The following is a 23,842-nucleotide window of genomic DNA, read 5'->3' on the forward strand; positions in this document are numbered from 1 at the left end:
ATGGTGATTTCGCCCATGCGCGGACCCCTGACTGTGTCGTTCCGGCCCATGTCTGGCTACGCCCGAACCTCCTTACTGTTACGCCCTACGGCGATGGCGCAACGGTGCGCCCGCCACCTGGAGGTGGAGTGCGTGGAGCCCCGAAGCGCGGATCTTGCCGGCACCCGCACCGTGCCCGACCCGGTGCCCGACGACCTGCCCGGCCACCCGCCCGACCGGCCGACGGCGGTTACCCCGCTGCTCTCGACGTCGGGCCTGACCAAGGTCTTCGGCGGCTTCACCGCCGTGAACGACGTCGACCTGGTCGTGGCCGAGGGCGCGATCCACGCGCTCGTCGGGCCGAACGGGGCCGGCAAGACGACCCTGTTCAACCTGCTGACGGGCTTCCTCTCGCCGACGTCGGGCACCGTGCGGCTCGGCGACCGGGAGGTCACGGGGCTGCCGCCCGAGCGGATGGCGCACCTGGGGGTGGCCCGCTCGTTCCAGATCGCGAGCCTGTTCGACCAGCTCACGTCCCGCGAGCACCTCGAGCTCGCCCTGCAGAGCCTGACCGGTCGGGGCCGCGTGTTCTGGCGCTCGGAGGTGCAGATGCACCGGTTCTCCGGCCGCGCCCTGGAGTTGCTCGACGAGGTCGGCCTCGCCGACCAGGCGGACCAGCCGGCCGGCACGCTCGCCTACGGCCGCAAGCGCGCCCTCGAGCTGGCGCTCGCGCTGGCCCTCGATCCGCGCCTGCTGCTGCTCGACGAGCCCACCGCCGGGATGGGCATCGAGGACATCTCCCGCACCATCGACCTGGTCCGGCGCGTCGCGGCCGGGCGCACCGTCGTGCTCGTGGACCACAACATGGACGTCGTCGGCGCACTCGCGGACCGCGTGACGGTCCTGCAGCAGGGACAGATCCTCGCCGAGGGGCCCTACGAGCAGGTCCGACAGGACCCGCGCGTGATCACCGCCTACCTCGGGGAGGACTGATGGCCGAGCACAACCTCGACCTCGGGCTCGTCGTCGAGGGCCTGTCCGCCTGGTACGGCGAGGCCAAGGCGCTCGACGGCGTCTGCCTGCGGGTCGGCGCGGGCGAGGTCGTCACGCTCGTGGGACGCAACGGTGCCGGCAAGACGACCCTGCTGCGCGCCCTGATGGGCCTGCACCGCCAGCAGCAGGGTGTCGTGCGGTTCGACGGCGTGGACCTCACCCGGCTGCCGGTGCACCGCCGGGCCCGCGCCGGCCTCGGCTGGGTGCCGGACGACCGCGGCATCTACGCGACCCTCACGGTCGAGGAGAACCTTCTGCTGGCGCCGATCACCGGGGCGCGCGGCTGGTCGATGGAGCGGATCTACGACACCTTCGGGGTGCTTGCGCAACGGCGTGCCGCGCTCGGCACCACGCTGTCGGGCGGCGAGCAGCAGATGCTCGCGATCGCGCGCGTGCTGCGCACCGGAGCCCGCGTGCTGCTGCTCGACGAGCCGACCGAGGGCCTCGCCCCGGTGATCGTGCAGCGCATCGGGGAGATCATCCGCCTCGTCGCCGACGACGGCGTCGCGGTGCTCCTGGTCGAGCAGAACGTCAGGTTCGCCTCGACCGTCGCGCACCGGCACTACCTGCTCGCGCAGGGCCGCGTCGTCGAGCACCTGGCCAACACCGAGTTCAAGGAGCGACGCGAGGAGCTCTTCGCGTATCTCGGCATGTGAACCCAGCACAGCGCGGCACCCACCACAGCAACACCCACCACCGCGCAACCACCACCGCGTGACCCACCACAGGGAGACCCGAACCATGCGACACACCAAGAAGACGGCGGCCGCAGCTGTGCTGTCCGGCGCCCTGCTGCTGGCCGGGTGCGGCCAGGCGGGTCCACCCAGCGCGTCCGACGGCAAGCTCACGGACGGCAAGGTCGTGCTCGGCGTGCTCAACGACCAGTCCGGGATCTACAAGGACCTCTCGGGACCGAACAGCGTCACGGCGGTGAAGATGGCCGTCGCGGACTACAAGAAGAAGTACGGCGACAAGGCCGTCGCCACCGACGTCAGCGTCATCACCGCCGACCACCAGAACAAGCCCGAGGTCGCGAACACCAAGGCGCAGGAGATGTACGACCGCGACGGCGCCGACATCATCCTGGACGTCCCGACGTCGTCCGCGGCGCTCGCGGTCGCGACCCAGGCCAAGGCGAAGAAGAAGCTGTACTTCAACATCGGCGCGGCCACGACCGAGCTGACCGGCGCGCAGTGCAACAAGTACACGTTCCACTACGCCTACGACACGTACATGCTCGCGAACGGCACCGCGAAGACCGTGACCGAGCAGGGCGCCAAGAACTGGTCGATCATCTACCCGGACTACGCGTTCGGGCAGGACATGAAGAAGTCGTTCACCACCGCGATCGAGGCGGCCGGTGGCACCGTCGGGCAGGCGATCCCGACCCCGTTCCCGAACGACAACTTCGCGACCTTCCTGACCAAGGCGGCCGGCTCCAAGCCGGACGTGATCGGCACGATGGCCGCGGGCGGGGACCTGATCAACTTCGTCAAGCAGTACAACGAGGCGGGCCTGCGGGCGCGCGGCATCGACCTCGCCGTCGGGCTGATGTTCATCACGGACATCCACTCCCTGGGCGTCGAGCAGTTCGCGGGCACCACCTTCACCGAGCCCTGGTACTGGAACTTCGACGACACCAACCGCGCGTTCGCCGCGAGGTTCGAGAAGAAGACCCACACCGAACCGTCGTTTGCGCACGCGGCGAACTACTCCGCGGCGATGCAGTACCTCGAGGCCGTCCAGCGAGCCGGCACGGACGACTCCGACAAGGTCGTCGGTGCGCTCGAGGGCCACAAGGTCAACGACGTGTTCCTGCGAAACGGCGAGTTCCGCGCCTCGGACCACCAGGTCGTGCACGACGCGTACCTGGCCAAGGTCAAGGACAAGGCCGACGTCAAGCGGGACTGGGACTACGAGAAGATCACCGCCACGATCCCCGCGGCCGAGGCCTTCCGCCCCGCGAAGGCCGCCGCCGCAGCCGGCTGCGACCTCGGCTGAGGCCGGCCGACGTGAACGAGTCGCCGACATGAACGAGATTATCCAGTACACCGTCCAGGGGCTGGCCGCCGGGAGCTTCTACGCGCTCGCGGCGCTCGGGCTCGGCATCATCTTCGGCGTGCTCGGCGTCGTGAACTTCGCGCACGGGGCCTGCTACATGCTCGGGGCGGTCGTCGCGGCGCTGCTCCAGGGGGAGATGGGGCTCGGGTTCTTTCCCGCGCTGGTCGTGGTGCCGCTGATCATGTTCGTCGTCGGCGTCCTGCTCGAGCGGTTCCTGGTGCGCTGGCTGGTCGCGCTGGACCCGCTGTACAACTTCCTGCTCACCTACGGGCTCAGCCTCGTGCTGGTGGACCTGGTCAAGCTGCGGTACGGCGTCTCGGGGCTGCCGTACCGGCGGCCGGAGATCCTGACCGGCCAGGTCGCGCTCGGCCCGGTCCACCTGCCGACCTACCAGCTGTTCGTGTTCGTGTTCTCGGTCGGGGTCTGCGGGAGCGTCTGGCTGCTGCTGACCAGGACCCGGATCGGCATGATCGTCCGGGCGTCCACCGAGCGACCCGAGCTCACGCGGGCGCTGGGGGTCGACGTCGGCCGGTGGGTCGCGCCGGTGTTCGGTTTCGGGATCGCGCTGGCCGGGGTCGCGGGTGTGCTCGCGGCGCCGTTCCGGGCGATCACCGCGGACATGGGCAGCAACTTCGTGATCATCCTGTTCGCGGTCGTGGTGATCGGCGGGCTCGGCTCGATCCTCGGCGCGGTGGTCGCCGGGTTCCTCGTGGGCCTGGTGGAGGCGTTCGGGCAGGCGTACGCGCCGTCGTTCGCGCAGGTCGCGATCTTCGTGCTCATGGCGCTGGTCATCCTGGTGAAACCATCGGGTCTGCTCGGACGAGAGGTAGCGAGATGACGACCATCTCCCCGACCGCCGAGGAGGTCACGACGCCCGTGCGCGCGGCGGGGCCGCGGCGGGCCCGGCTGCGGTGGGCCATGCTCGCCGTCGGACTGGCGGTCGCGCTGTCCCTGCCCTGGTTCGTCTACCCGCCGCTCGCCCTGGACATCCTCGCGTGGGGCCTGTTCGCGGTGGCCCTGGACATCCTGCTCGGGTACACCGGGCTGCTGTCCTTCGGGCATGCCGCGTTCTGGGGCGGGTCGGCGTACGTGACCGGGCTCGTCGCGCTGCACACCGGGCTGCCGTTCCCGCTCGCGGTGCTCGCCGGGGCGCTGTTCGCGATGCTGCTGGCGGTGCCCATCGGGTTCCTGTCGGTGCGCAGCAGCGGGATCTACTTCGCGATGGTCACCCTCGCGTTCGCCCAGATGCTGTACTTCCTCGCCAACCAGTGGCGCGACGTGACCGGCGGCGAGAACGGGTTGCAGGGCATCCCGCGGCACTTCTTCGGCATCGAGGCGATCGAGACCGAGCCGTTCTACTTCTACTACGCGGCCCTGCCGATCGTGATCCTCGGCCTGTGGGCGGCGTGGCGCATCGTGCACTCACCGTTCGGCAAGGTGCTCGTCGCGATCCGGGACAACCCGGCGCGCGCCCGGGCCCTGGGCTACGACGTCCGGCGGTACACCGTGATCGCGTTCGTCCAGTCGGCCGGGCTGGCCGGCGTGGCTGGGGGACTGTTCGCCGTCGGGCACGGGTTCGCGTCGCTGCAGGAGTTGAACTGGACGACGTCGGGCAAGGTCGTGCTGATCACGGTGCTCGGCGGGATGGGCACGCTCTGGGGCGGCACGATCGGCGCTGCGCTGCTCGTGATGCTCGAGGACACGCTCGCGACGAGCGGGTTCGAGGGGATCGGACTCGTGACCGGGACGGTGTTCGTGGTCGTGGTGCTCGCGTTCCGCAAGGGAATCTGGGGGACCGTGCGCGACCTGGTTGCCCGACGGCGGCGCTAGGACGGACGGATCGCCTCTTCGACAATCCTCACGGGGTCGGATCGCGCCGCGAGATAGGAGTCGTTGTCGCCCAGAGGCCGGCGAAAATACGACAACGTCTCCTCGGCGCGAATCGGCGATCGCGGGTTCGCACCTGCGATTTCGCCGATCGAACAGTGCCCGAGTTCGACCCCCGAGTTCGCGGGCTCGCTGCCCCAGCCGTCCCGGCGACCTGCCCCGAAGGCCCGCTGTCCGGGGCAGCCGGCCGGCTCGCCCTCAGTGCAGCCCTCAGTGCAGCGAAAGTGCAGCAAAACGCCTCATTCACTGCACTTTGGATGCACAGAGCGATGCACTGAGCCGGCCCACCCTCGGTGCTAAGGGTCGAGCCCGGCGTCGACGCTGACGGCCTCGGCGGCATCGACATCGACATCGCCGGCCTCGGCCCGCCGCCGCCCTCGGGCTCGCTCGCGCCGCGAACTGGGAGACGTTGTCGCATTTTCGCCGGAAATAGGACAACAACTCCTATCTCGCGGCGATCGTTCGACGCACCCGGACGGGTTGGGGTGGGCCTAGGCGACGGCGGGGCTAGTTGGCGGGGCCCTGGCCGGCGTCGAGCTGCTGGGCGAGGTACTGCGGCACCCCGATGAGCTCGACGGCCGCGAGCTGGCTCTCGAAGTAGTCGGCGTGCTTCTCCTCGTCGAGCACCATGGTCTCGAACACCGCGGCGGTGCCGTGGTCGCCGAACGTGTGGCACTCCTCGGCGGAGGCGTTGAACTGGGCGACGGCGGCCCGCTCGCTGGCCGCGGCCAGGTTCAGCATCTCGAGCGCGTCCTCGCCGACGACGATCGGATGCAGGCGCTGCACGTTGGGGTGCCCGTCGAACAGCAGGATGCGGTTGATGAGCTCGTCGGCGTCGCGCATCTCCTCGATGGACAGATCGAAGAACACCTTGCCCAGGCGGCTCAGCCCCCAGTTGTCGAGCATTCGCGCGTGCAGGAAATAGGTGTTGGTGACGGTCAGTTCGAAGGTCAGAGCGTCATTGAGCAATTCCACTACGCGGGGACTGACGGGCTGCATGGACGGCCTCCCAGGCTGGGGCCGAGGGCGTCGTTGCCGGACTCGGCGTCGTCGTTCCATGTTGGCACAGCAGCGCCTTGAGCGTGAAGATGCACCCCCCGCACTGCCGGCCCGCTGACGTGGCCATACATACCTTGGCGAGCGTGTCGGCGCCCGCGTCGATCGCCTCGGTGACGTCGCGATCGGTCACGACGGCGCAGTGGCAGACGATCATGACTCGAGGCTCCTTCATGGCTGTGGGCGACCCGGGTTCGGGCCCGCAGCCCGAGGTGTCTTATGAAAGGCTAACCTCATCTGTCGGCTTCGGGCCCGGGATGTGATGCGTTGCACACAAGGGACGACGGCGCCTAGCGCGGTCCGCTCAGCCGGTGCAGCCGCAGCGCGAGCTGCACCTCGAGGGCTCGCGCGGGGCTGGTCCAGTCGGCGCCGAGCAGTGCCGCGACCCGTTCGAGGCGCTGGGCGACGGTGTTCACGTGGACGTGCAGCGTGCTCGCCGCCCGGCTCGGGCTGGTGCCGGAGTCGAAGTACGCCGCGATCGTGCCGATCAGGTCGCTGCGACGCCGGGCGTCGTAGTCCAGCAGCGGGCCAAGGACCGCGGTCACGTAGCTGCTCACGTCGGGGGAGCCGCCCACGACAAGGCCGGCGAACCCGAGGTCGGCCGCGGACGCCCCGCGCCCCGGCGTGCCGAGCGAGATCAGGGCCTGCGAGGTGCGCACGGCCTCCTGGTACGCCGAGCGAAGCCCGCGCGCCGGGGTGATCGGCCCGGCCGCCCCGACCGTGACCGGCGTCCCGGAGCGGCCCAGGCGCGCCGCCAGGCGGGTCGCGACGGCGGACGCGTCGTCGCCCGGGACCAGCGCGACGACGTCCCCGGCGTGCGCGCCGACCAGGCCCGCCGGGCCGCTCCCGCTGTGCACCCCGGACGACAGCGCCGAGGCGGCCGCGAGCACCAGGCTGCGGCGGGACTGACCCGGTCCGGGCTGGCAGACCGCCAGGACGTGCGGTTCGGTGAGGTCGAGCCCGAGCAGCCGGGCCCGCGCGAGCAGGGCCTCGGTCTGGTTCCCGGAGCCGTCGCCGGAGCCGTCGCCGGGGGCGAGCAGGTCGGCCAGCAGGTCAGTCCGGACCCGCTGCTCGGCGTCGGACGCCTGCTGGCGAAAGAGCAGCAGCAGCGCCGTGACGACCGCCGCCCGCTCGACCATCCGCTGGTCGCCGGCGTCGAGCGCCTCGCGGCCGCCCAGCACGAGGGTGCCCATCCGGTCGCCCGCGGCGGCCACGGCGGCCGCCCAGATCTTGCCGGACTCGGCCAGGCGCCCCGAGCCGTCGGACGCGCGCACCGCCATGCTCGTGGCGAGCGGGTCGATCGGCCCGGACAGGGCCGGCGGCTGCGCGCCGTGGGCCGCCGTCCGGTGCCCGGCCGCGTCCAGCACCACCACCCAGCCGCCGAGCAGCTCGGCGAGGGCCGAGGCGATGTCGTCGACGCCGCCACCGGCGAGCACGATCTGCGCGAACCGGTCGTGCGCCGTCGCCGCTCGCTCGGCGGCGGCGGCCTGCCGGCGCACCGTCTCGTACGCCGCGGACAGCGCGTTCAGGGCGTCGTGCGTCTCGGCCGCGGCCCTGGCCTGCACGATCGATACGGCGGCGAGGGCGGCGAGGGACACCAGCAGCGAGACGTCCTCGTGCGCGAACGGCCGCGGGGTGCGGTTCGAGGCGAACAGCACCCCCACGAACGCGTCGTCCACGAGCAGCGGCACGCCACAGATCGCCACGACGCCCTCGTCGGCGACCCCGTGGTCGATGCCGCGGGTGTGCTCGAACCGGTCGTCGGCGAAGTAGTCCGCCGTCCAGTACGGTCGCCGGGTCTGGGCCACCAGGCCCCCGAGGCCGGCGCCCAGCGGCAGGCGCAGGGTCTGGAAGGTGGGCGAGACCGAGCCGTCGGTGGCCCGCATGTAGGTGTCGCCGACCTGTGGGTCGTGCAGCGTCAGGTAGGAGACATCGGTGCCAAGCAGCGCGCGGGCCCGTCGCACGATCGCGTCCAGCACGCCCCCGGTGTCGCGCATCGAGGCAAGCTCGCGGGCCGTGTCGACGAGCGCGCTGAGCTCGGCCTCGCGCCGCCGTCGTGCGTCGAGCACGGCGCGCACCCGCAGCGCGAGGGGCCTCGCGGCCGCCCCTGCTCCGGGGGAGGCGGCCTCGATCTCGGCCGCCTGGCGCTCGAGGACCTCGGCGGGTGCATCTTCAGCGAGCAGTCGCAGCAGTTCCAGGGCGGTCTGGGGCACGGCTCTGATCCTGCCATCGCCGCTCAGTGCGCCGTCCATCCGCCGTCCACCGGGAACGCCGCGCCGGTGATGGACGCGGACCCGGGGCCGCAGAGGTACGCGACCAGCTCGGCGACCTCCCAGGGCTCGATCAGGCGCTTGACGGCGACCGGCTTGAGCAGGACCGAGGTCAGCACGGTCGCGACGTCGACCCCGTGCGCCGCGGCCTGCGCCTCGAGCTGACGCTCGACCAGCGCGGTGCGGACGTAGGCCGGGTTCACGCAGTTGCTGGTCACGCCGTGGGCCGCGCCCTCCAGCGCGAGCACCTTGCTGAGACCCTCCAGCCCGTGCTTCGCGGACACGTACGCGGACTTGTAGGGGCTAGCGCGCAGTCCGTGCGCGCTGGAGATGTTCACGATCCGGCCCCAGCCGCCCGAGTACATGTGCGGCAGGACGCGTCGCGCGAGCAGGAACGGGGACTCGAGCATCAGACGCAGGATGAACGAGAACCGTTCCGGCGGGAACTCGTGCACGGGGGCGACGTGCTGCACGCCGGCGTTGTTGACCAGGATGTCGATGTCGGCGGGCAGGTCGTCGACGCTGGACAGGTCGGCCAGGTCGCAGACGTGCGCGGTGACGTGGTCGACCTCCGCGGCGAGCTGCTTCAGGGCGGTCTCGGCGACGTCGACCGCGATCACCTGCGCACCTGCGGCGACGAGGCGACGCGCGCACGCGGCGCCGATGCCGCTGCCGGCCCCGGTCACCAGGGCCCGGCGTCCGGTCAGGTCGAACAGGCCGGTGCGCGGGGCGGGGACGACGGCGTCCATGGTGCTCATGGCGCGCCACGCTATTGCCGGGGCGGGCGGCGATCCGTGTGCAGCGACCATGCAGTTCGGGCGGGTGCGGTGTCCGCTCGCCACATGGCCAGCGCGCTCGAGTTAGCTCGGCGTGGTTGGTTCGGTCGCAGTTGGTTCCGTCGCCTTGCTTCGTCGCGGGGCTCGTCTTGCGTTCGCGATGGCGATCACGGCCGGGGACACAGGCTTCCCCGAGATGGCCGAACGCTTGATGATGAGCTTGGCGGCGTACACCTGGTTCGAAGTTACCTCGACGATTTTGGTCATCAGTCGTCACTCTCCTCGGATGAGCTGAGTGCGTCCAACGCAGCCAGACCCATTCGTACCTTGGCGTGGTTGTCGGAGGTCGCCTGTTCACCCAGGCGCCCATCTGGCCAGGCTTGGACCCCGCCGGATTCGCCTCAATTACCGCGCTGGTCAGCGAAATCCCACACCGCGGCAGTAGTGGAACTTCGACCGTCCGCGGGTTCAAGTTGCGACCGGAGCGACCCAGTTTTGGGAAGGTTTGGTGCGCCAGACGCACACATTCTTCTCAAAAGCCCGGCACCGAAGTCCGCCGAGCCCGCGCGCAGGCCTGGGCAGTCCGGTTTTGGGAAGATTTGGCTCGCCGAGCGCACACATCCTTCCCAAAACTGGCCCCGGTCGAGGAGGTACGTGGCTTGACTATCAGTGGCTGCCCACATCGGCCTGGGCGGCCGTGGCCTCGGAACTGCGGGCCTCTTCGTGGTCCGGCTCCGGTATCGGCCCCTTCTTCTCTCCGACAGCAGGCAAGGTAATCAGCAGCACAGCTGCTCCGAGGAGTGTGATGACCGCGATCCAGCCCGCGCCGACGTGCATAGCATGGATAAATGCATTATCAGCAGCCTGAGCAAGAGTGGGCCGGTGGATAGCGATGGCGACGTGGCGGGCCAGTTCGGCGGAAACTCGTGCCTGATCCTGCATCGAACCGGGTGCACCCTCCAGCGAAGGTTCGATCGCGCGTCGGTACGCGATCGACATGATCGTGCCGCCTACTGCGATTCCGAACACGCTGCCGGTTTGTCGCACGGTGTTGGTGACGGCCGATCCTGCACCGGCCTGTTCCAACGGCAGGTTGCTGATCAATGCGGCCGTAACGGGGCCGATCACCATGCCGATCGAGAGACCCTGTATCAACAACAGGATCTCAATCCAGACGAGTGGAGTTTGCAGTCCGAGGAACCCGTACCCGCCCATGGTCAGCGCAGCCACGGTTAGCGCCGGCACGGCGACAGAGCGTAGCGACACGCGGCGAACCAGACGCGAGCCGAGGGGTGCCCCCGCGAGCGCGCCGAATGCGGTCGGGATATTGGCCAAGCCCGCCTTCATCGGCGAGAATCCGAGCGCGCCTTGCAGGTAGAACGCGTTATAGAAGGTGATGGCGGCCACAGCAAAGAGCAGCAGTCCGAGCGCCACATTGCCGCCACCGAATGTGCGTTGCGCGAGCAGTCTCGGATCAAAGCTGGGCACCTTGACGCGCAGTTCTACGAGTACGAAGACGGCCAGCAGAACCAGACCGACAACGATCGGCGCCCAGACATCGGTTCGACTCCACACAGCCACCTGCCCCGCCCGGATCAGCCCGTAGGCCAACGCCACGAGCCCGCCGATCGACAGCAACATTCCAGCGGGGTCCAGTGGCCGCAGAGTGGGGCTGCGGAAATTCGGAACCAGCACGGCGAGCCCGACCAGCGCCAAGGCCGCGACCGGGACATTGATCAGAAAGACCGAGCCCCACCAGAAATGATCGAGCAGGAACCCCGCCAGCACTGGGCCGGCAGCCATTCCGACACCGGCCGACGTCGAGAAGATGCCGATCGCGGCAGCCCGCGCGGGGCCAGTAAGGGTCCACATTAGGATAGCCAACATGGCGGGCGTGATCAGCGCGCTGCCCACCCCCATCGCAGCTCGAGTTGCAATCAGCTGACCCGCATCGCTCGCGTACGCCGCCCACAGCGAGGATCCGGCGAAGATCACCAACCCAATGGAAAACACAGTCCGATGACCGAAGCGATCGCCCAATGCGCCTGCAGTGAACATCAATGTGGCGAAGGTCAGAGTGTACGAACCGGTCGCCCATTGCAGCTGACCGGGATTGGCCCCCAGTCCACGGACCGGGTCTGCAAGGGTCTCCAGCGTAGTACTCAGGACGGTATTGTCCAGCCAAATCAGCAGCGAACACAACATAAGAACGGCAAGAATCGACTGCTGCCTGAATTTCGGCAATGTCGGAGGAATGGTCATGAACACCTTCGGATATCGATCGGCGAGAACCTGGACGACTAGACCGTAGGCAAACTCCGCGGCGCTGTCAATCCTAAAGTTTCTTGTCAAAACTGTTGCGGTCGAACGGACCATATGCCTCTGCCGGATTTGCGGACTGAACAATTTTGTGTCCTCTGGCTGATTTGCGAGGTGAAGGATTTCATGATTTCCGGAGGGGTTGCGACTGAGCGGATTTCATGCCTCAAGTGAGCTGTCGCAACGCGTCCTGCGATCCCGCTGAGCGGACATTGTGGACGGAGAAGATGCGGGGAGCCGTATCGGGGCTGCTACGCGGGGTCCCGGGGGGTAACGAGGGGCTCACCCGGGGTGAACAAGTGGCCCAGCGCGATGAGCAGGCGGCGCAGCTCGAGAAGCAACGGGAGAAGCAGGCGGAGAACTTCGGGAGACGACTGGCGGAGACTGAAGTCGATAGACGAGTGCGCCACCTGACAACTAGCTGGCGAGCAGCACGCTCAAACGGAGACGGAACACCGGACGTGGCGTCCAACACGGACGGTCTGCGCGTTCCGGCGCGCGTGCCCCTATGGTGGGCCGGTCCTTCACGGGGGTCCGGCGCACCGGGCTGAGAGGGGGCTGACGCAGCCCCGACCGTCCATACCTGATCCGGATCATGCCGGCGCAGGGAGCTCAGGGAGCGCGATGTCACATCCCACCGGCACGTCCAGCAACCCCCCGTTCGACGCCGGACGCCGGGTCGCCGTCGTCGGCGGCGGGGTGATCGGGCTCAGCATCGCGTGGACCCTCGCCCGCGACGGGTTCGCGGTCGAGGTGCACGACGACGAGCCGGGTCGCGGGGCGTCGCACGCGGCGGCGGGGATGCTCGCGCCGGTGAGTGAGGCGGCCTACCAGGAGCCGGAGCTGCTCGCGCTCGGTCTGGCGTCCGCGGCCGCGTGGCCCGAGTTCGCGGACCGGCTGACCCGTGAGTCGGGCGTCGACGTCGGGCTGCGGCAGGAGGGTTCGCTGCTCGTCGGCTTCGACGCCGACGACGCCCTGGCTCTCTCGCGGGTCGCGGACCTGCTTGCGCGCAGCGACCTCGAGCACCGCAGGCTGACCTCGCGCGAGGCACGCACCCTGGAACCCGCGCTCTCGCCGCGGACCAGGTCGGCGCTGCACGTGCCGGGCGACCACAGCGTCGACAACCGGCGGACCGTGCGGGCGCTCGTGGTGGCAGCTGAGCGGGCCGGGGTCCGGTTCCATCGTCATCGGGTCGGTCTCGTCGTCGACGGCGGGACGGTCGTGGGGGTCCGCCGCGTCGTGGCGGGCGAGCCGGCTCCGGTGCACGGGGCCGACGTCGTCGTCCTCGCCGCGGGCGCGGACTCGGCGCAGGTGCCGGGGCTGCCGGAGGCCGTGCGTCCGGCGGTCCGCCCGGTCAAGGGCCAGGTCCTGCGGCTGGGCGGCGCCGCGAACCTGCTGGCGCGGACCATCCGCGCGACGGTGCACGGGCAGCAGGTCTACCTCGTGCCGCGCGGCGACGGCGAGCTCGTCGTCGGCGCCACCAGCGAGGAGGTCGGGCCGGACCTGAGGGTGACCGCCGGCGCGGTGCACCAGCTGCTGCGCGCCGCGATCGAGGTCGTGCCCGAGGTCGCCGAGCTCGAGCTGGTCGAGGCACTCGCCCGCTGCCGGCCCGGCACGCCCGACAACGGGCCGCTGATCGGTTCCACCCCGATGCCTGGACTGCTCATGGCTACCGGACACGCGCGCGGCGGCGTCCTTCTCGCGCCCGCGACCAGCGAGGCGGTGAGCCGGCTCCTGGCCGGCCTGCCTCTGCCCGGCCTCGTCGAACCATTCACGCCAACACGTTTTGCACGCCCCCTGAACCCCGTCACGGAAGGTCGCTGATGACCATCACGCTCAACGGCTCGGCCCGCGAGATTGCGGACGAGACCACCCTGGACCAGCTCGTCGCGGTCTTCGCGCTGCCCGACAGCGGGATTGCGCTGGCGATGAACAGCCAGGTCGTCCCGCGGTCGGTGTGGGCGCAGACCCGCGTCGTCCCGGGCGCTCGGGTCGAGGTCGTCACCGCTCTTCCGGGCGGCTGATATGACCGCGACGACTGAGACGACCGGCGCGCCGGGCGCGACCGACCCGACCGGCGCGACTGACCTCACAACCGAGACCGCTACAGCGACGACTCCGCACGACCAGCTGGTGATCGCCGGTGAGCCGCTGTCCTCGCGGCTCCTGCTCGGCACCGGCGGGGCGACCAGCCTGACGACCCTGGAGGGCGCCGTCCGCGCGTCGGAGTCGGCGCTCGTCACTGTGGCGATCCGGCGGGTCTCGATGACCGCGGGCGACAGCGTCCTGGAGGTGCTGAACCGCTGCGGGGTGCGCCTGCTGCCCAACACGGCCGGTTGCTACACGGCGCGCGACGCGATCCTAGTGGCGCAGCTGGCCCGCGAGCTGCTCGGCACCTCGTGGGTCAAGCTCGAGGTCATCGCCGACGACCAGAGCCTGCTGCCCGACGCCGTCGGTCTGCTCGAGGCCGCGGAGCGCCTGGTCGACGACGGTTTCACCGTGCTGCCGTACACGAACGACGACCCGGTGCTTGCCCGCCGCCTCGCCGACCTCGGCTGCGCGGCGGTCATGCCGCTCGGCTCGCCGATCGGCAGCGGCCTGGGCATCCGCAACCCGCACGCGATCGAGATGATCTGCGATGCGGTCGACGTGCCCGTCGTCCTGGACGCCGGGATCGGTACCGCGTCCGACGCCGCGCTGGCCATGGAGCTCGGCTGCGACGCGGTCCTGATCGCGAGCGCGGTGACCCGCGCGGAGGACCCCGTGGCGATGGCCACCGCGATGAAGCACGCCGTGCTCGGCGGCAGGCTGGCCCGGACCGCGGGACGGATCCCCGTGCGGCGCGGTGGGCGCGCGTCCTCGCCGACCGAGGGCGTGGTCCGCGAATGACCGCGCTCAGTGGTTCCCCGATCCGGACCCTGCCGCCGCTTCTCGTGCTGACCGACCGCAGCCTGGTGCCGCCTGGGCGAGACCTGATCGGCACTCTGCGGGAGGCGATCGCGGCCGGTGCGCGGGCCGTCGTGCTGCGCGAGCGCGACCTGCCGAACGCCGAACGGGCCCGGCTCGCCGAGCAGGTGCAGGCGATGCTCGCACCCGTTGGCGGCGTATTGCTCCTGGCCTCGGCGGCGCCATTGGCAACCGCTCCGTTCGCCGGCCTGCACCTGCGCGCGACCGATCCGGCCCCGGCCGCCCGACCCGGCCTGCTCGGGCGGTCGACCCACTCGCTCGACGAGCTGCTGCGCGCGGCCGATGAGGGCTGCGACTACGTCACCCTCTCGCCGGTTGCCCCGACCCGGTCCAAGCCCGGGTACGGACCCGCGCTCGGCGTCGCCGGGTTCGGGGACCTGCTGGCTGCCGCCCGTCATGCCCGCTCGGTGCCGCCGGCCGTGTTCGCGCTCGGCGGCGTCGATGAGCACAATGCCGGATCGTTCCTCGACGCCGGCGCCGACGGCGTGGCCGTGATGGGTTCGGTCATGGCCGCGCAGGACCCGGGGCGCAACGTCGCTGCGCTGCTGGCCGCGCTCGGCGTGGGAACTCCCGCGGCGGTGGCGGGATGACCGGGCGCACGCCAGTCCCCGCTCTGGTCGAGCCCGGTCCACCGTTGACCGCGACCGAGCTCGAGCGGTACTCCCGCCACCTCCTGCTGCCGCAGCTGGGCGACGTCGGGCAGCGGCGGCTGCGCAACGCCCGGGTGTGCGTCGTCGGCGCCGGCGGCCTTGGCGCGCCCGTCCTGCTCTACCTGGCCGCGGCGGGCGTCGGGCGGATCGGCATCGTCGACTTCGACACCGTCGAGCTCACGAACCTGCAGCGACAGGTCATCCACGGGCAGGACGACGTCGGGCGGGCGAAGGTCGACAGTGCGCGCGACGCGATGCTCGCGGTGGACCCCGAGCTCGACGTCGTCGTGCACCGCGAACGACTCACCGCCGAGAACGTCGACGGCGTGCTGGGCGGCTACGACCTGGTGATCGACGGCACGGACAACTTCCCGACGCGCTACCTGGTCAACGATGCGTGCGTCCGCGCCGGTCTCCCCGAGGTGTGGGGTTCGGTGCTCCGCTTCGACGCCCAGGTGTCGGTCTTCTGGGGCCGGCCACCTCCGGGCAGCGGGGTCGCGCCGGTCGAGCTGCGGGACCTGTTTCCGGCCGCGCCCGCGGAGGGAAGCGTGCCGTCCTGTGCGACCGGCGGGGTGCTCGGCGCCCTGTGTGGTCAGGTCGGTTCGATCATGGCGACCGAGGCGGTCAAACTCATCACCGGCATCGGGGAGCCGCTGCTCGGCCGCGTGCTCATGCTCGACGCGCTGACCGCCCGCTGGTCCGAGCTCACCCTGCGGTCTGACCCGTTGCGGAGCGCGTGCGGGGAGATGCCCGACGACGACGGCGGGGGTCCGCACGGCGGGGCCCGCCAACCAGTGCGGACCGCGAACCCGGGGGCCCGGGCCGTGGCGGACGGGATTCCCACCGTGAGCCCGCGCGAGCTCGCAGACCGGCTCGCCAAGCGGGACGGGAACGCGAACGGGGACGCGAAAGCGAACGGGAAAGCGAACGGGGACGCGAACGGGAACGGCAACGGGTTCAAGGGCGCGAACCGCGACGTAGACGGAGAGGTCGACACGGACGGCAAGCGCCTCGTGCTGATCGACGTCCGCGAGGCGGCGGAGCGCCACCTCGCTTCGATCGCCGGTTCGCGGTCGGTGCCGCTCGGCGGGATCCTCGACGGCTCCGCGCTCGCGGCCTTGCCACGGGACACCCCGATCATCGCGCACTGCCAGAGCGGAGCGCGCTCCGAGGTGGCCGTCCGGGCGTTGCGGGCGGCCGGCTTCGCGGACGTCGCGCACCTTGCGGGCGGCCTACTGGCCTGGATCGACGACGTCGACCCGGCTTCGCCCGCGCACTGACAGCGCTGTCGCACGAGCCGCGATCCGTGTGCCGCAGCCATGCGCTTGCGCGGACCATGATGTTCGCCAACCACATCGCGCCCGCCCGGCCGTCTGGATAGCCTCGACATTGAACACGTCGCACCGCTGTCGTTGCCGTCGAGGTTCGCACGGCGCGTCGAGCGCCCGCGGTCCGCACACGCCCGCCACAGGGGTCCGCGACCGGCGATCACGCGCGGAGGAGAAACCCATGGCCGGCATCGACAAGGTTGTCCCGTCGGCGAGAGCGGCGATCGCCGACCTCCTGGACGGGGCGAGCGTGGCCGTGGGCGGGTTCGGGCTGTGCGGCAACCCGATCGCGCTGATCGAGGCGGTGCTCGCCGCCGGGGTCCGCGACCTCGAGGTCGTCAGCAACAACTGCGGTGTGGACGACTGGGGCCTGGGCATCCTGCTGCGCGCGGGCCGGATCCGCAAGATGACCTCGTCGTACGTCGGGGAGAACAAGGAGTTCGAGCGTCAGTTCCTCTCCGGCGAGCTCGAGCTGGAGCTCACCCCGCAGGGCACGCTCGCGGAGAAGCTGCGCGCGGGCGGGTCGGGGATCGCAGCGTTCTGGACCCAGACCGGCGTCGGCACCCAGGTCGCCGAGGGCGGGCTGCCGCGCAGGTACGACGGCGCCGGTCGGGTGGCACTCGCCTCGCTGCCGAAGGAGGTCCGCAGCTTCGTCGTCCGCGGCGTCGAGCGCGAGCACGTCCTGGAGGAGGCCATCACCACCGACTTCGCCCTGGTGCACGCCCAGCGCGGGGACCGCGCGGGCAACCTCGTGTTCCATCGTTCGGCACGCAACTTCTCCCCGCTCGCGGCGATGGCCGGGCGGATCACGATCGCGCAGGTCGAGCGGCTCGTCGAGCCGGGCGAGATCGACCCGGACGAGGTCCACCTGCCGGGGGTGTTCGTGCACCGCATCGTCGAGGTCGGCCCGGACGTGCCCAAACGAATCGAGAAGCGCACCGTAGCGAAAGACCCCCAGCACGAAGCGCACACGAGGGAGATCTGACATGGCCCGGTCCCGTGAGGAGATGGCCGCGCGTGCGGCGCTCGAGCTGGTCGACGGTTCGTACGTAAACCTCGGCATCGGCCTGCCGACGCTCGTGCCGGACTACGTGCCCGCCGGGCTGACGGTGGTGCTCCAGTCCGAGAACGGGATCCTCGGCGTCGGGCCGTACCCGAGCGAGGCTGCCGTCGACCCGGACCTGATCAACGCGGGGAAGGAGACCGTGACGGTCCTGCCCGGCGCCGCGTTCTTCGACTCGGCCCTGAGCTTCGGGATGATCCGCGGCGGCAAGATCGACGCCGCCATCCTCGGTGGGATGCAGGTCTCCGCGCGCGGGGACCTGGCCAACTGGATGATCCCCGGAAAGATGGTCAAGGGGCCCGGCGGGGCGATGGACCTGGTGCACGGCGCGGCCCGGGTGATCGTGCTGATGGATCACCGCGCCCGCGACGGCTCGCCGAAGATCCTGAATGAATGCTCCCTGCCGCTCACCGGGCGCGCCGTTGTCGACCGGATCATCACGGACCTCGCGGTGATCGACGTGACGCCCGGCGGGCTGGTGCTGCGCGAGCTCGCCCCCGGCGTGAGCGTGGCGGAGGTCCGCGACGCGACCGAGCCCGAGCTCGCCGTCGACCCCGATCTGCGCGACCTGCCCGCGACGGTGTCGTTGTGAGCGCCGCGGCGAACCTCCCCGAGGTCGTCATCGTCTCCGCCGCCCGCACCCCGCAGGGCCGGATCTCCGGCGCGCTCGCCTCGCTCACCGCGGTCCAGCTCGGGTCCGTCGCCGTGCGCGCGGCGCTCGAGCGGTCCGGGCTCGACTCGGCCGCGGTCGACGCCGTCGTGCTCGGCCAGGTGCTCCAGGCGGGCGCCGGGCAGAACCCCGCCCGGCAGACGTCGGTCGGCGCCGGGATCGGGTGGGACGTGCCGGCGACCACGGTCAACAAGGTGTGCCTGTCCGGCCTCGCGGCGATCATCGAGGGCGCGCGGATGATCCGGCTCGGCGACGCCCGCGTCGTGATCGCCGGCGGCCAGGAGTCGATGACCAACGCACCCCACCTGCTGCCCGGGGTGCGCACCGGGTGGCGGTTCGGGGCGGTGGGCACGCTCGACCACGTGGAGTACGACGGGCTGACCGACGCGTTCGACCACGAGTCGATGGGCGCGGCGACCGAGCGGCACAACGGGCCGCTCGGTATCACCCGGGCGGCGCAGGACGAGATCGCGGCCCGCTCCCATCAGCGCGCCGCGGCGGCGTGGGAGTCGGGGGCGTTCGACGCCGAGATCGCGGAGGTGAGCGTGCCGCAGCGCCGCGGCGAGCCGTTGCTCGTGCGCACCGACGAGGGCATCCGGCCGGAGACCACCATCGAGACCCTGGCCCGACTGCGTCCCGCGTTCGCGCCCGACGGCACCATCACGGCGGGCAACTCCTCACAGCTGACCGACGGCGCGGCCGCTGTCGTGCTGATGACGCGAGCGCACGCCGAGGCGCTGGGACTGCCCTGGCTGGCCGCGCTCGGCGCCACCGGGCAGGTCGCCGGCCCGGACAACTCCCTGCACTCTCAGCCGGCCCGAGCCATCCAGGCAGCGCTCAAACGGGGCAGCTGGACCGCCGACCAGCTCGACCTTGTCGAGATCAACGAGGCGTTCGCGGCCGTCACCGCGCAGTCGACCGTCGAGCTCGGGATCTCCCACGACCTGGTGAACATCCACGGCGGCGCCATCGCGCTCGGGCACCCGATCGGCGCGTCCGGGGCCCGCCTCGTCGTGCACGCCGCGCACGAGCTCGCCCGGCGTGGCTCCGGTCGGGCCGCGGTCGCCCTGTGCGGGGGTGGCGGCCAGGGCGACGCCCTGCTGCTGCACCGCCCCGCGGCTCGTCGCGCGGGCCGTGAGCCGAGGCCCTGAATTGGCGGCCCTCGCCCCACATTAGAGTGGCGACCATGGCAATCCAGCCGCTCGTGGCGCCCGGCCCATCGCTGAGCGCGACCCAGACCCAGCGGTACTCCCGCCACCTGCTGCTGCCCCAGCTGGGCGAGCTCGGGCAGCGGCGGCTGCGTAACGCCCGGGTGTGCGTCGTCGGGGCCGGCGGGTTGGGGGCGCCCGTGCTGCTGTATCTGGCCGCGGCGGGCGTCGGGCGGATCGGCATCGTCGACTTCGACGTCGTCGAGCTCACGAACCTGCAGCGACAGGTCATCCACGGCCAGGCCGACGTCGGGCGGGCGAAGGTCGACAGCGCGCGCGACGCGGTGCTTGCGGTGGACCCGGAGCTGGACGTCGTCGTGCACCCCGAGCGCCTCACCCGGGAGAACATCGACCGGATCCTCGCCGGGTACGACCTGGTGATCGACGGCACCGACAACTTCCCGACCCGGTACCTGGTCAACGATGCGTGCGTCCGCGCCGGGATCCCGGAGGTCTGGGGGTCCATCTTCCGGTTCGACGCCCAGGTGTCGGTGTTCTGGGGCCGGCCGCCCGCGGGCAGTGGCGTCGAGCCCGTCCAGCTTCGGGACCTGTTCCCGGCTGCGCCGCCCGCCGGCACCGTGCCCTCGTGCGCGACCGGCGGCGTGCTCGGCGCGCTGTGCGGCCAGGTCGGCTCGGTGATGGCGACCGAGGCGGTCAAGCTGATCACGGGGGCCGGAGAGCCGTTGCTCGGGCGGGTGCTCGTGCTGGACTCGCTGGCGGCGCGGTGGTCCGAGGTGGCGCTGCGCGGGGATCCCGGCCGGGTCGTGCAGGACGACGAGCCCGACGAGCCGGAGGCCGCGGTGCGCACCGTGACCCCTCGCGAGCTCGCGGCCCGGCTCGTGGCACCCGGTCCCGGTTCAGCGAGCTTCGTCCTCATCGACGTCCGCGAACCGGCGGAGCGCGAGATCGTCTCGATCGCGGGCTCCTGGTCGGTTCCGATCGGCGGGATTCTCGACGGTCACGCGCTCGCGGACCTGCCGCGGGACCTCCCGATCGTGCTGCACTGCCACAGCGGCGCGCGCTCCGAGCAGGGGGTCCTGGCCCTCGCGGCCGCCGGGTTCGACGACGTCGCCCACCTGGCCGGCGGTGTGCTGGCCTGGATCGACGAGGTCGATCCGTCCCTTCCGCGGTACTAGGAGCGGACCGGTGACCGTGCGGACCATGGGGAGACGGACCCGGCGGGCCAAGCTCTACACCGCCGTCGGCGTGACTGCCCTCCTGGTCGCGCTGATCGCAGCTGCGCTCGTGCTCGTCCCGACGGTCGGCTCCTTGTTCTCGATGCCCACGCCGCCGGCCCACATCGCGTGGCTGAATGACACCGGTAGGTCCCTGTACATCCACCCCTGTACTCAGGATCGTTGCGCCGAATCGGATGAGGACACCATGTGGGTCCCGGCCCCGCACACGGGCGTCCCGGCCGAGGAGACCTGGGAGTGGGCGTTTCAGGTGCGTCGATACGCGGTCGCCACCAGAGAAGACGGCGAGGGGCCCCTGAAGTGCATAGCACCACCTGCGCGGCAAGCCTCGTCCGGGTCTGCGCCGGCGATCCGGTTGAGTACCGCAGTCCCGTGCACGTAAGGACGTAGCCCAACCCGCGTCGCCGCTCGAGTCCGGGCTGCCGGGCTCCACGCGCGTGGAACGATGAGCGGCGTCGGGAGTTTTCGTACGCGGCGGGAGGCCCAGCATGATCGAGATGGATCGGGTGAACACGGTCGGGGAGGTCCCCCCGCACGCGCAGCACGCGGAGCACGGCTTGGAGGACTGGGTCGGCTTCGTGTCGGCCGCGCTCGGGATCGACCAGAACGTGGTGGATGTCGCAGCCCTGCTCGACGTGGCGCGCGAGGCGGCGGACGGCGTCGGGCGACCGGCCGCGCCGCTGACCACCTTCCTGGTCGGGTACGCGGCGGGCAAGGCGGCCGGGGACGGTGAGGCCGACCCCGCGATCTCGGAGCTGATCGCGATCCGGGTCGGCGAGCTGTCCCGAGAGTGGTCCGGCCGCCCCGCGATCTCGCCCGGGACGACCTCCGCAGCCCCGTCCGGGACGACCTCTGCGACCTCGCCCGGGACTCTCCCCGCATCCTCGCCCGGGGCCCCGACATGGTGATGGTCCGCTACTTCGCCGCCGCCGCCGAGGCCGCCGGCGTGCCGTCCGAGACCCTCTCCGCCCGCACGGTCGGCGAGCTCCTGTCCGTGATGGCTGCCGTGCACGGACGCGAACTCGAACACGTGCTCACGCGCTGCTCGGTCCTGGTGGACGGCCGGCGCCTCGACCCGACCGCTGCGCTGTCCGACGGCGATCTCGCGGACGTCCTGCCGCCCTTCGCCGGGGGCTGACCCGCGATGCCCTGGCTCGAGATCATCGGGTGGGCCGGCTCCGCGTTCGTCGTCGCTTCGCTCGCGCAGGCGCGCGTGCTGCGCTTCCGGGTGATGAACCTGGTCGGCGCGGTGCTCGCCACGGGCTACAACGGCGTGCTGAGCATCTGGCCGTTCGCGGCCATGAACGGGGTCATCGCGGTGATCGACGTCTACTGGCTCGTCCGGCTGCTGCGCGAGCGGCACGACGCCGCGACCTACGAGGTGGTCGAGGTCAGCCCGTCGGACGCGTACCTCGCGCACGTGCTCGGCGCGAACCTGCAGGACATCCGCACGTTCCACGCCAGCTTCGCGTGGGACCCGGGCGTGCCGGGCCGGCTGGCGTTCCTGGTGCAGCGCGGCGACGAGACCGTCGGGGTCGTCGTCGTGCGGGACGCGGGGGACGGCGTCGGGCAGGTCGAGCTCGACTACGTGACCCGGCGGTTCCGGGACTTCACACCCGGGGAGTTCGTGTACCGGCGCAGCGGGGTGTTCGCGGACGCCGGGTTCCGGCGCCTGGTGGCGCCGCCCGACATCGCCGATCCGCAGGACTACTACGCGCGAGTGGGCTTCCGGCCCGACGACGGCGCGTGGGTGCGCGACGTCGTGCCGAGCGCCGTCTAGGTCAGCTCACCGTCACGGTGACGGAGTGCAGGCCGGTGGCGCCGTTCGGTGGCGGCGGGGCGACCTCGGTGGTCTGCACGCCGTCGATCGGGTCCGTCGCGCGGACCGTGAGGCGGTGCGTGCCCGGGGTCGCGTCCCACGCGTAGGACCACTGGCGCCAGGTGTCGATCGACTCCTCGGTCGAGAGCGTCGCGGGCGCCCAGTCGCCGTCGTCCACCTGGATCTCGACCTTGGAGATGCCGCGGTGCTGCGCCCAGGCCGTGCCGCCGACGGCGACCCGACCGGCCTTGACCCCGGCGCCGGGGCGCGGCACCTCGATGCGTGACTCGGTCTTGATCGGACCCATCGGCGACCAGCCGCGGTCCGTCCAGTAGGCGCGCTTGTCGGCGAAGCGGGTGACCTCGAGGTCCACGACCCATTTCGTGGCCGAGACGAAGCCGTACAGCCCGGGGACGACCATCCGGACGGGGTAGCCGTGGATGACGGGCAGCGGTTGGTCGTTCATGCCGATCGCGAGCAGCGCGTCGCGGCCGTCGGTGAGCACGCCGAGCGGGGTGGACGCGGTGAAGCCGTCCGCGCTGGTCGAGAAAACCATGTCCGCGCCGACCTGGGGGCGGGCCCGCGCGAGGAGCTCCCGGATCGGGTAGCCGAGCCATTTCGCGTTGCCGATCAGGTCGCCGCCGACCTCGTTGGAGACGCAGGTCAGGGTGATCCGGGACTCGACGAGGTTGGCGTCGAGGAGGTCCTGGAAGCTCATCGTGACCTCGTTCTCGACGAGGCCGTGCACCCGAATGCTCCAGGTGTCGGCGTCGACCTGGGGGACCAGGAGGGCGGTGTCGATCCGGTAGAAGTCGGCGTTCGGGGTGATGTACGCGGCGACACCCGGGACCGTCGACTCCACCCCGGCGGCGACCGCGGCGACCGGCCGGGCCGCCCTCGGCAGGGTGAGCGCGGACCGGGCGGCCTCCACCGTGCGGGTGGCGCGCGAGATGAGCTGTCCGCCGACTGCGGCGACCGCGGCGACGGCGGTGGTGATGGCGGCGGCCGTGAGGAACGAGCGGCGGTCAAGAGCGCCCGCCGGGACCTGCGCGGTCTCGGGGGTTCCGGGTTCGGCACTCTCGCCCGGGATGCGCGCGAGGAGCGAGCGCAACGCGATCATCCCGGCGCCGACGCCGATGATGCTCGGCAACGGGGCGAGCGCACCGGCGTTGGGCCGGGTCAACGCGGCAACTCCACCGACCGCGCCGAGCAGCACGATGAGCGAGGCCCCGAGCGCCCACCGGCGGCGCGCGAGCACCCCGGCCAGGGCGGCCAGCGCGGAGACCGCGACGCCCATGCCGATCAGGAGGGCCAGCTTGTCGTGCGTGCCGAAGGTCGCGACGGCGAAGTCCTTGAGCCACGGCGGCGTCGCGTCGATGAACGCGCCGCCGACGGCGACCAGCGGCGCGGAGTCGGGGGAGACGAGGGAGGCGACCAGCTGCGCGACGCCGAGCGTGGTCGCCGCGGACAGGATGCCCGCCAGCGCGGCCAGGAGCCGGGGGCGGGTCACGCGGGTGGTGACGGTGGCGCCGTCGTCGCC

General features: G+C 71.4%; 24 protein-coding genes and 1 riboswitch. Of the genes, 17 read left to right on the forward strand and 7 right to left on the reverse strand.

Annotated elements, in window-relative coordinates; genetic code table 11:
* Positions 1-237 precede the first annotated feature (237 nt).
* The 5 genes from VIM26_RS22780 (at position 238) to VIM26_RS22800 (ending at position 4,923) form a co-directional block, all read left to right on the forward strand.
* A complete protein-coding gene (locus tag VIM26_RS22780; RefSeq protein ID WP_414696548.1) occupies positions 238-972 on the forward strand; it encodes an ABC transporter ATP-binding protein in 735 nt (244 codons plus the stop codon).
* A complete protein-coding gene (locus VIM26_RS22785; protein WP_331955569.1) occupies positions 972-1,688 on the forward strand; it encodes an ABC transporter ATP-binding protein in 717 nt (238 codons plus the stop codon). Before VIM26_RS22780 ends, VIM26_RS22785 begins: the two co-directional genes overlap by 1 nt.
* 85 nt (positions 1,689-1,773) lie before the next feature.
* Positions 1,774-3,033 (forward strand): ABC transporter substrate-binding protein, encoded by a 1,260-nt coding sequence (locus tag VIM26_RS22790; RefSeq protein WP_331955571.1) that lies wholly within the window; start codon positions 1,774-1,776, stop codon positions 3,031-3,033.
* A gap of 28 nt (positions 3,034-3,061) precedes the next feature.
* Entirely contained in the window at positions 3,062-3,931 is an 870-nt protein-coding gene (locus VIM26_RS22795; protein ID WP_331955573.1) for a branched-chain amino acid ABC transporter permease, read from the forward strand.
* A complete protein-coding gene (locus VIM26_RS22800; RefSeq protein ID WP_331955575.1) occupies positions 3,928-4,923 on the forward strand; it encodes a branched-chain amino acid ABC transporter permease in 996 nt (331 codons plus the stop codon). The genes VIM26_RS22795 and VIM26_RS22800 overlap by 4 nt, the downstream gene beginning before the upstream one ends.
* Positions 4,924-5,487: 564 nt before the next feature.
* Here VIM26_RS22800 and bfr read toward each other — a convergent pair.
* The 5 genes from bfr to VIM26_RS22825 all read right to left on the reverse strand — a co-directional run bounded on the left by bfr (position 5,488) and on the right by VIM26_RS22825 (position 11,344).
* Positions 5,488-6,039 carry a bacterioferritin gene (gene bfr / locus VIM26_RS22805; protein ID WP_331955577.1) on the reverse strand — a complete coding sequence of 184 codons (552 nt, stop codon included), beginning with the start codon at positions 6,037-6,039 and terminating at the stop codon, positions 5,488-5,490.
* Positions 5,939-6,211 carry a (2Fe-2S)-binding protein gene (locus VIM26_RS22810; protein ID WP_331955579.1) on the reverse strand — a complete coding sequence of 91 codons (273 nt, stop codon included), beginning with the start codon at positions 6,209-6,211 and terminating at the stop codon, positions 5,939-5,941. The genes bfr and VIM26_RS22810 overlap by 101 nt, the downstream gene beginning before the upstream one ends.
* A gap of 115 nt (positions 6,212-6,326) precedes the next feature.
* A complete protein-coding gene (locus VIM26_RS22815) occupies positions 6,327-8,249 on the reverse strand; it encodes a helix-turn-helix domain-containing protein (protein WP_331955581.1) in 1,923 nt (640 codons plus the stop codon).
* A 23-nt stretch (positions 8,250-8,272) separates the two neighbouring features.
* Complete coding sequence (locus VIM26_RS22820) at positions 8,273-9,064, reverse strand: 3-hydroxybutyrate dehydrogenase (protein ID WP_331955583.1); 792 nt, start codon at positions 9,062-9,064, stop codon at positions 8,273-8,275.
* 684 nt (positions 9,065-9,748) lie between these two features.
* On the reverse strand, positions 9,749-11,344 hold the full coding sequence (locus tag VIM26_RS22825; RefSeq protein ID WP_331955585.1) for an MFS transporter: 1,596 nt from the start codon (positions 11,342-11,344) through the stop codon (positions 9,749-9,751).
* Between the two features lie 573 nt (positions 11,345-11,917).
* Positions 11,918-12,031, forward strand: a riboswitch (TPP riboswitch).
* Between VIM26_RS22825 and thiO the strand changes: the two genes are divergently transcribed.
* From thiO to VIM26_RS22870, 9 genes are all read left to right on the forward strand, one after another.
* Positions 12,026-13,225: a glycine oxidase ThiO gene (thiO, locus tag VIM26_RS22830; protein ID WP_331955587.1), complete on the forward strand. Its 1,200-nt coding sequence runs from the start codon at positions 12,026-12,028 to the stop codon at positions 13,223-13,225. Its footprint overlaps the riboswitch before it by 6 nt.
* A complete protein-coding gene (gene thiS / locus VIM26_RS22835) occupies positions 13,225-13,425 on the forward strand; it encodes a sulfur carrier protein ThiS (protein ID WP_331955589.1) in 201 nt (66 codons plus the stop codon). Before thiO ends, thiS begins: the two co-directional genes overlap by 1 nt.
* A 1-nt stretch (position 13,426) precedes the next feature.
* Positions 13,427-14,290 carry a thiazole synthase gene (locus VIM26_RS22840; RefSeq protein ID WP_331955591.1) on the forward strand — a complete coding sequence of 288 codons (864 nt, stop codon included), beginning with the start codon at positions 13,427-13,429 and terminating at the stop codon, positions 14,288-14,290.
* The gene (locus VIM26_RS22845) at positions 14,287-14,958 is read left to right on the forward strand and encodes a thiamine phosphate synthase (RefSeq protein WP_331955593.1); all 672 of its coding nucleotides are present in this window, start codon (positions 14,287-14,289) and stop codon (positions 14,956-14,958) included. The genes VIM26_RS22840 and VIM26_RS22845 overlap by 4 nt, the downstream gene beginning before the upstream one ends.
* Positions 14,955-16,298, forward strand: coding sequence for a molybdopterin-synthase adenylyltransferase MoeB (gene moeB, locus VIM26_RS22850; RefSeq protein ID WP_331955594.1), 1,344 nt, complete (start codon positions 14,955-14,957; stop codon positions 16,296-16,298). Before VIM26_RS22845 ends, moeB begins: the two co-directional genes overlap by 4 nt.
* A gap of 229 nt (positions 16,299-16,527) precedes the next feature.
* Positions 16,528-17,331, forward strand: a complete 804-nt coding sequence (locus VIM26_RS22855; RefSeq protein WP_331955596.1) for a CoA transferase subunit A — start codon at positions 16,528-16,530, stop codon at positions 17,329-17,331.
* A 1-nt stretch (position 17,332) separates the two neighbouring features.
* Positions 17,333-18,001 carry a CoA transferase subunit B gene (locus tag VIM26_RS22860; RefSeq protein WP_331955598.1) on the forward strand — a complete coding sequence of 223 codons (669 nt, stop codon included), beginning with the start codon at positions 17,333-17,335 and terminating at the stop codon, positions 17,999-18,001.
* On the forward strand, positions 17,998-19,230 hold the full coding sequence (locus tag VIM26_RS22865; protein ID WP_331955600.1) for an acetyl-CoA C-acetyltransferase: 1,233 nt from the start codon (positions 17,998-18,000) through the stop codon (positions 19,228-19,230). The genes VIM26_RS22860 and VIM26_RS22865 overlap by 4 nt, the downstream gene beginning before the upstream one ends.
* A gap of 35 nt (positions 19,231-19,265) precedes the next feature.
* Entirely contained in the window at positions 19,266-20,423 is a 1,158-nt protein-coding gene (locus VIM26_RS22870; protein WP_331955602.1) for a ThiF family adenylyltransferase, read from the forward strand.
* 54 nt (positions 20,424-20,477) lie between these two features.
* Here the strand turns inward: VIM26_RS22870 and VIM26_RS22875 are convergent, their stop codons facing one another.
* Positions 20,478-20,606 carry a hypothetical protein gene (locus tag VIM26_RS22875; protein WP_331955604.1) on the reverse strand — a complete coding sequence of 43 codons (129 nt, stop codon included), beginning with the start codon at positions 20,604-20,606 and terminating at the stop codon, positions 20,478-20,480.
* 365 nt (positions 20,607-20,971) lie between these two features.
* On the opposite strand from VIM26_RS22875, the gene VIM26_RS22880 reads away from it, so the two are divergent.
* The 3 genes from VIM26_RS22880 to VIM26_RS22890 are packed head-to-tail and all read left to right on the forward strand — an operon-like array spanning position 20,972 to position 22,263.
* Positions 20,972-21,391: a DUF6457 domain-containing protein gene (locus VIM26_RS22880; RefSeq protein WP_331955606.1), complete on the forward strand. Its 420-nt coding sequence runs from the start codon at positions 20,972-20,974 to the stop codon at positions 21,389-21,391.
* The gene (locus tag VIM26_RS22885) at positions 21,385-21,621 is read left to right on the forward strand and encodes a MoaD/ThiS family protein (RefSeq protein ID WP_331955608.1); all 237 of its coding nucleotides are present in this window, start codon (positions 21,385-21,387) and stop codon (positions 21,619-21,621) included. Before VIM26_RS22880 ends, VIM26_RS22885 begins: the two co-directional genes overlap by 7 nt.
* Before the next feature lie 6 nt (positions 21,622-21,627).
* Positions 21,628-22,263, forward strand: coding sequence for a hypothetical protein (locus VIM26_RS22890; RefSeq protein WP_331955610.1), 636 nt, complete (start codon positions 21,628-21,630; stop codon positions 22,261-22,263).
* A gap of 1 nt (position 22,264) precedes the next feature.
* Here VIM26_RS22890 and VIM26_RS22895 read toward each other — a convergent pair.
* A partial coding sequence (locus VIM26_RS22895; RefSeq protein ID WP_331955612.1) for a molybdopterin-dependent oxidoreductase occupies positions 22,265-23,842 on the reverse strand: 1,578 nt, incomplete at its 5' end.

The sequence above is a fragment of the Pengzhenrongella sp. genome, from assembly GCF_036565025.1.
Taxonomy (GTDB): Bacteria; Actinomycetota; Actinomycetes; order Actinomycetales; family Cellulomonadaceae; genus Pengzhenrongella.

Coding starts and splice junctions, on each gene's coding strand:
- VIM26_RS22785 (WP_331955569.1), top strand. CDS start 972: ATGGCCGAGCACAACCTCGACCTCGGGCTCGTCGTCGAGGGCCTGTCC.
- VIM26_RS22790 (WP_331955571.1), top strand. CDS start 1,774: ATGCGACACACCAAGAAGACGGCGGCCGCAGCTGTGCTGTCCGGCGCC.
- VIM26_RS22795 (WP_331955573.1), top strand. CDS start 3,062: ATGAACGAGATTATCCAGTACACCGTCCAGGGGCTGGCCGCCGGGAGC.
- VIM26_RS22800 (WP_331955575.1), top strand. CDS start 3,928: ATGACGACCATCTCCCCGACCGCCGAGGAGGTCACGACGCCCGTGCGC.
- bfr (WP_331955577.1), bottom strand. CDS start 6,039: ATGGAACGACGACGCCGAGTCCGGCAACGACGCCCTCGGCCCCAGCCT.
- VIM26_RS22810 (WP_331955579.1), bottom strand. CDS start 6,211: ATGAAGGAGCCTCGAGTCATGATCGTCTGCCACTGCGCCGTCGTGACC.
- VIM26_RS22820 (WP_331955583.1), bottom strand. CDS start 9,064: ATGAGCACCATGGACGCCGTCGTCCCCGCCCCGCGCACCGGCCTGTTC.
- VIM26_RS22825 (WP_331955585.1), bottom strand. CDS start 11,344: ATGACCATTCCTCCGACATTGCCGAAATTCAGGCAGCAGTCGATTCTT.
- thiO (WP_331955587.1), top strand. CDS start 12,026: ATGTCACATCCCACCGGCACGTCCAGCAACCCCCCGTTCGACGCCGGA.
- thiS (WP_331955589.1), top strand. CDS start 13,225: ATGACCATCACGCTCAACGGCTCGGCCCGCGAGATTGCGGACGAGACC.
- VIM26_RS22840 (WP_331955591.1), top strand. CDS start 13,427: ATGACCGCGACGACTGAGACGACCGGCGCGCCGGGCGCGACCGACCCG.
- VIM26_RS22845 (WP_331955593.1), top strand. CDS start 14,287: ATGACCGCGCTCAGTGGTTCCCCGATCCGGACCCTGCCGCCGCTTCTC.
- moeB (WP_331955594.1), top strand. CDS start 14,955: ATGACCGGGCGCACGCCAGTCCCCGCTCTGGTCGAGCCCGGTCCACCG.
- VIM26_RS22855 (WP_331955596.1), top strand. CDS start 16,528: ATGGCCGGCATCGACAAGGTTGTCCCGTCGGCGAGAGCGGCGATCGCC.
- VIM26_RS22860 (WP_331955598.1), top strand. CDS start 17,333: ATGGCCCGGTCCCGTGAGGAGATGGCCGCGCGTGCGGCGCTCGAGCTG.
- VIM26_RS22870 (WP_331955602.1), top strand. CDS start 19,266: ATGGCAATCCAGCCGCTCGTGGCGCCCGGCCCATCGCTGAGCGCGACC.
- VIM26_RS22880 (WP_331955606.1), top strand. CDS start 20,972: ATGATCGAGATGGATCGGGTGAACACGGTCGGGGAGGTCCCCCCGCAC.
- VIM26_RS22885 (WP_331955608.1), top strand. CDS start 21,385: ATGGTGATGGTCCGCTACTTCGCCGCCGCCGCCGAGGCCGCCGGCGTG.
- VIM26_RS22890 (WP_331955610.1), top strand. CDS start 21,628: ATGCCCTGGCTCGAGATCATCGGGTGGGCCGGCTCCGCGTTCGTCGTC.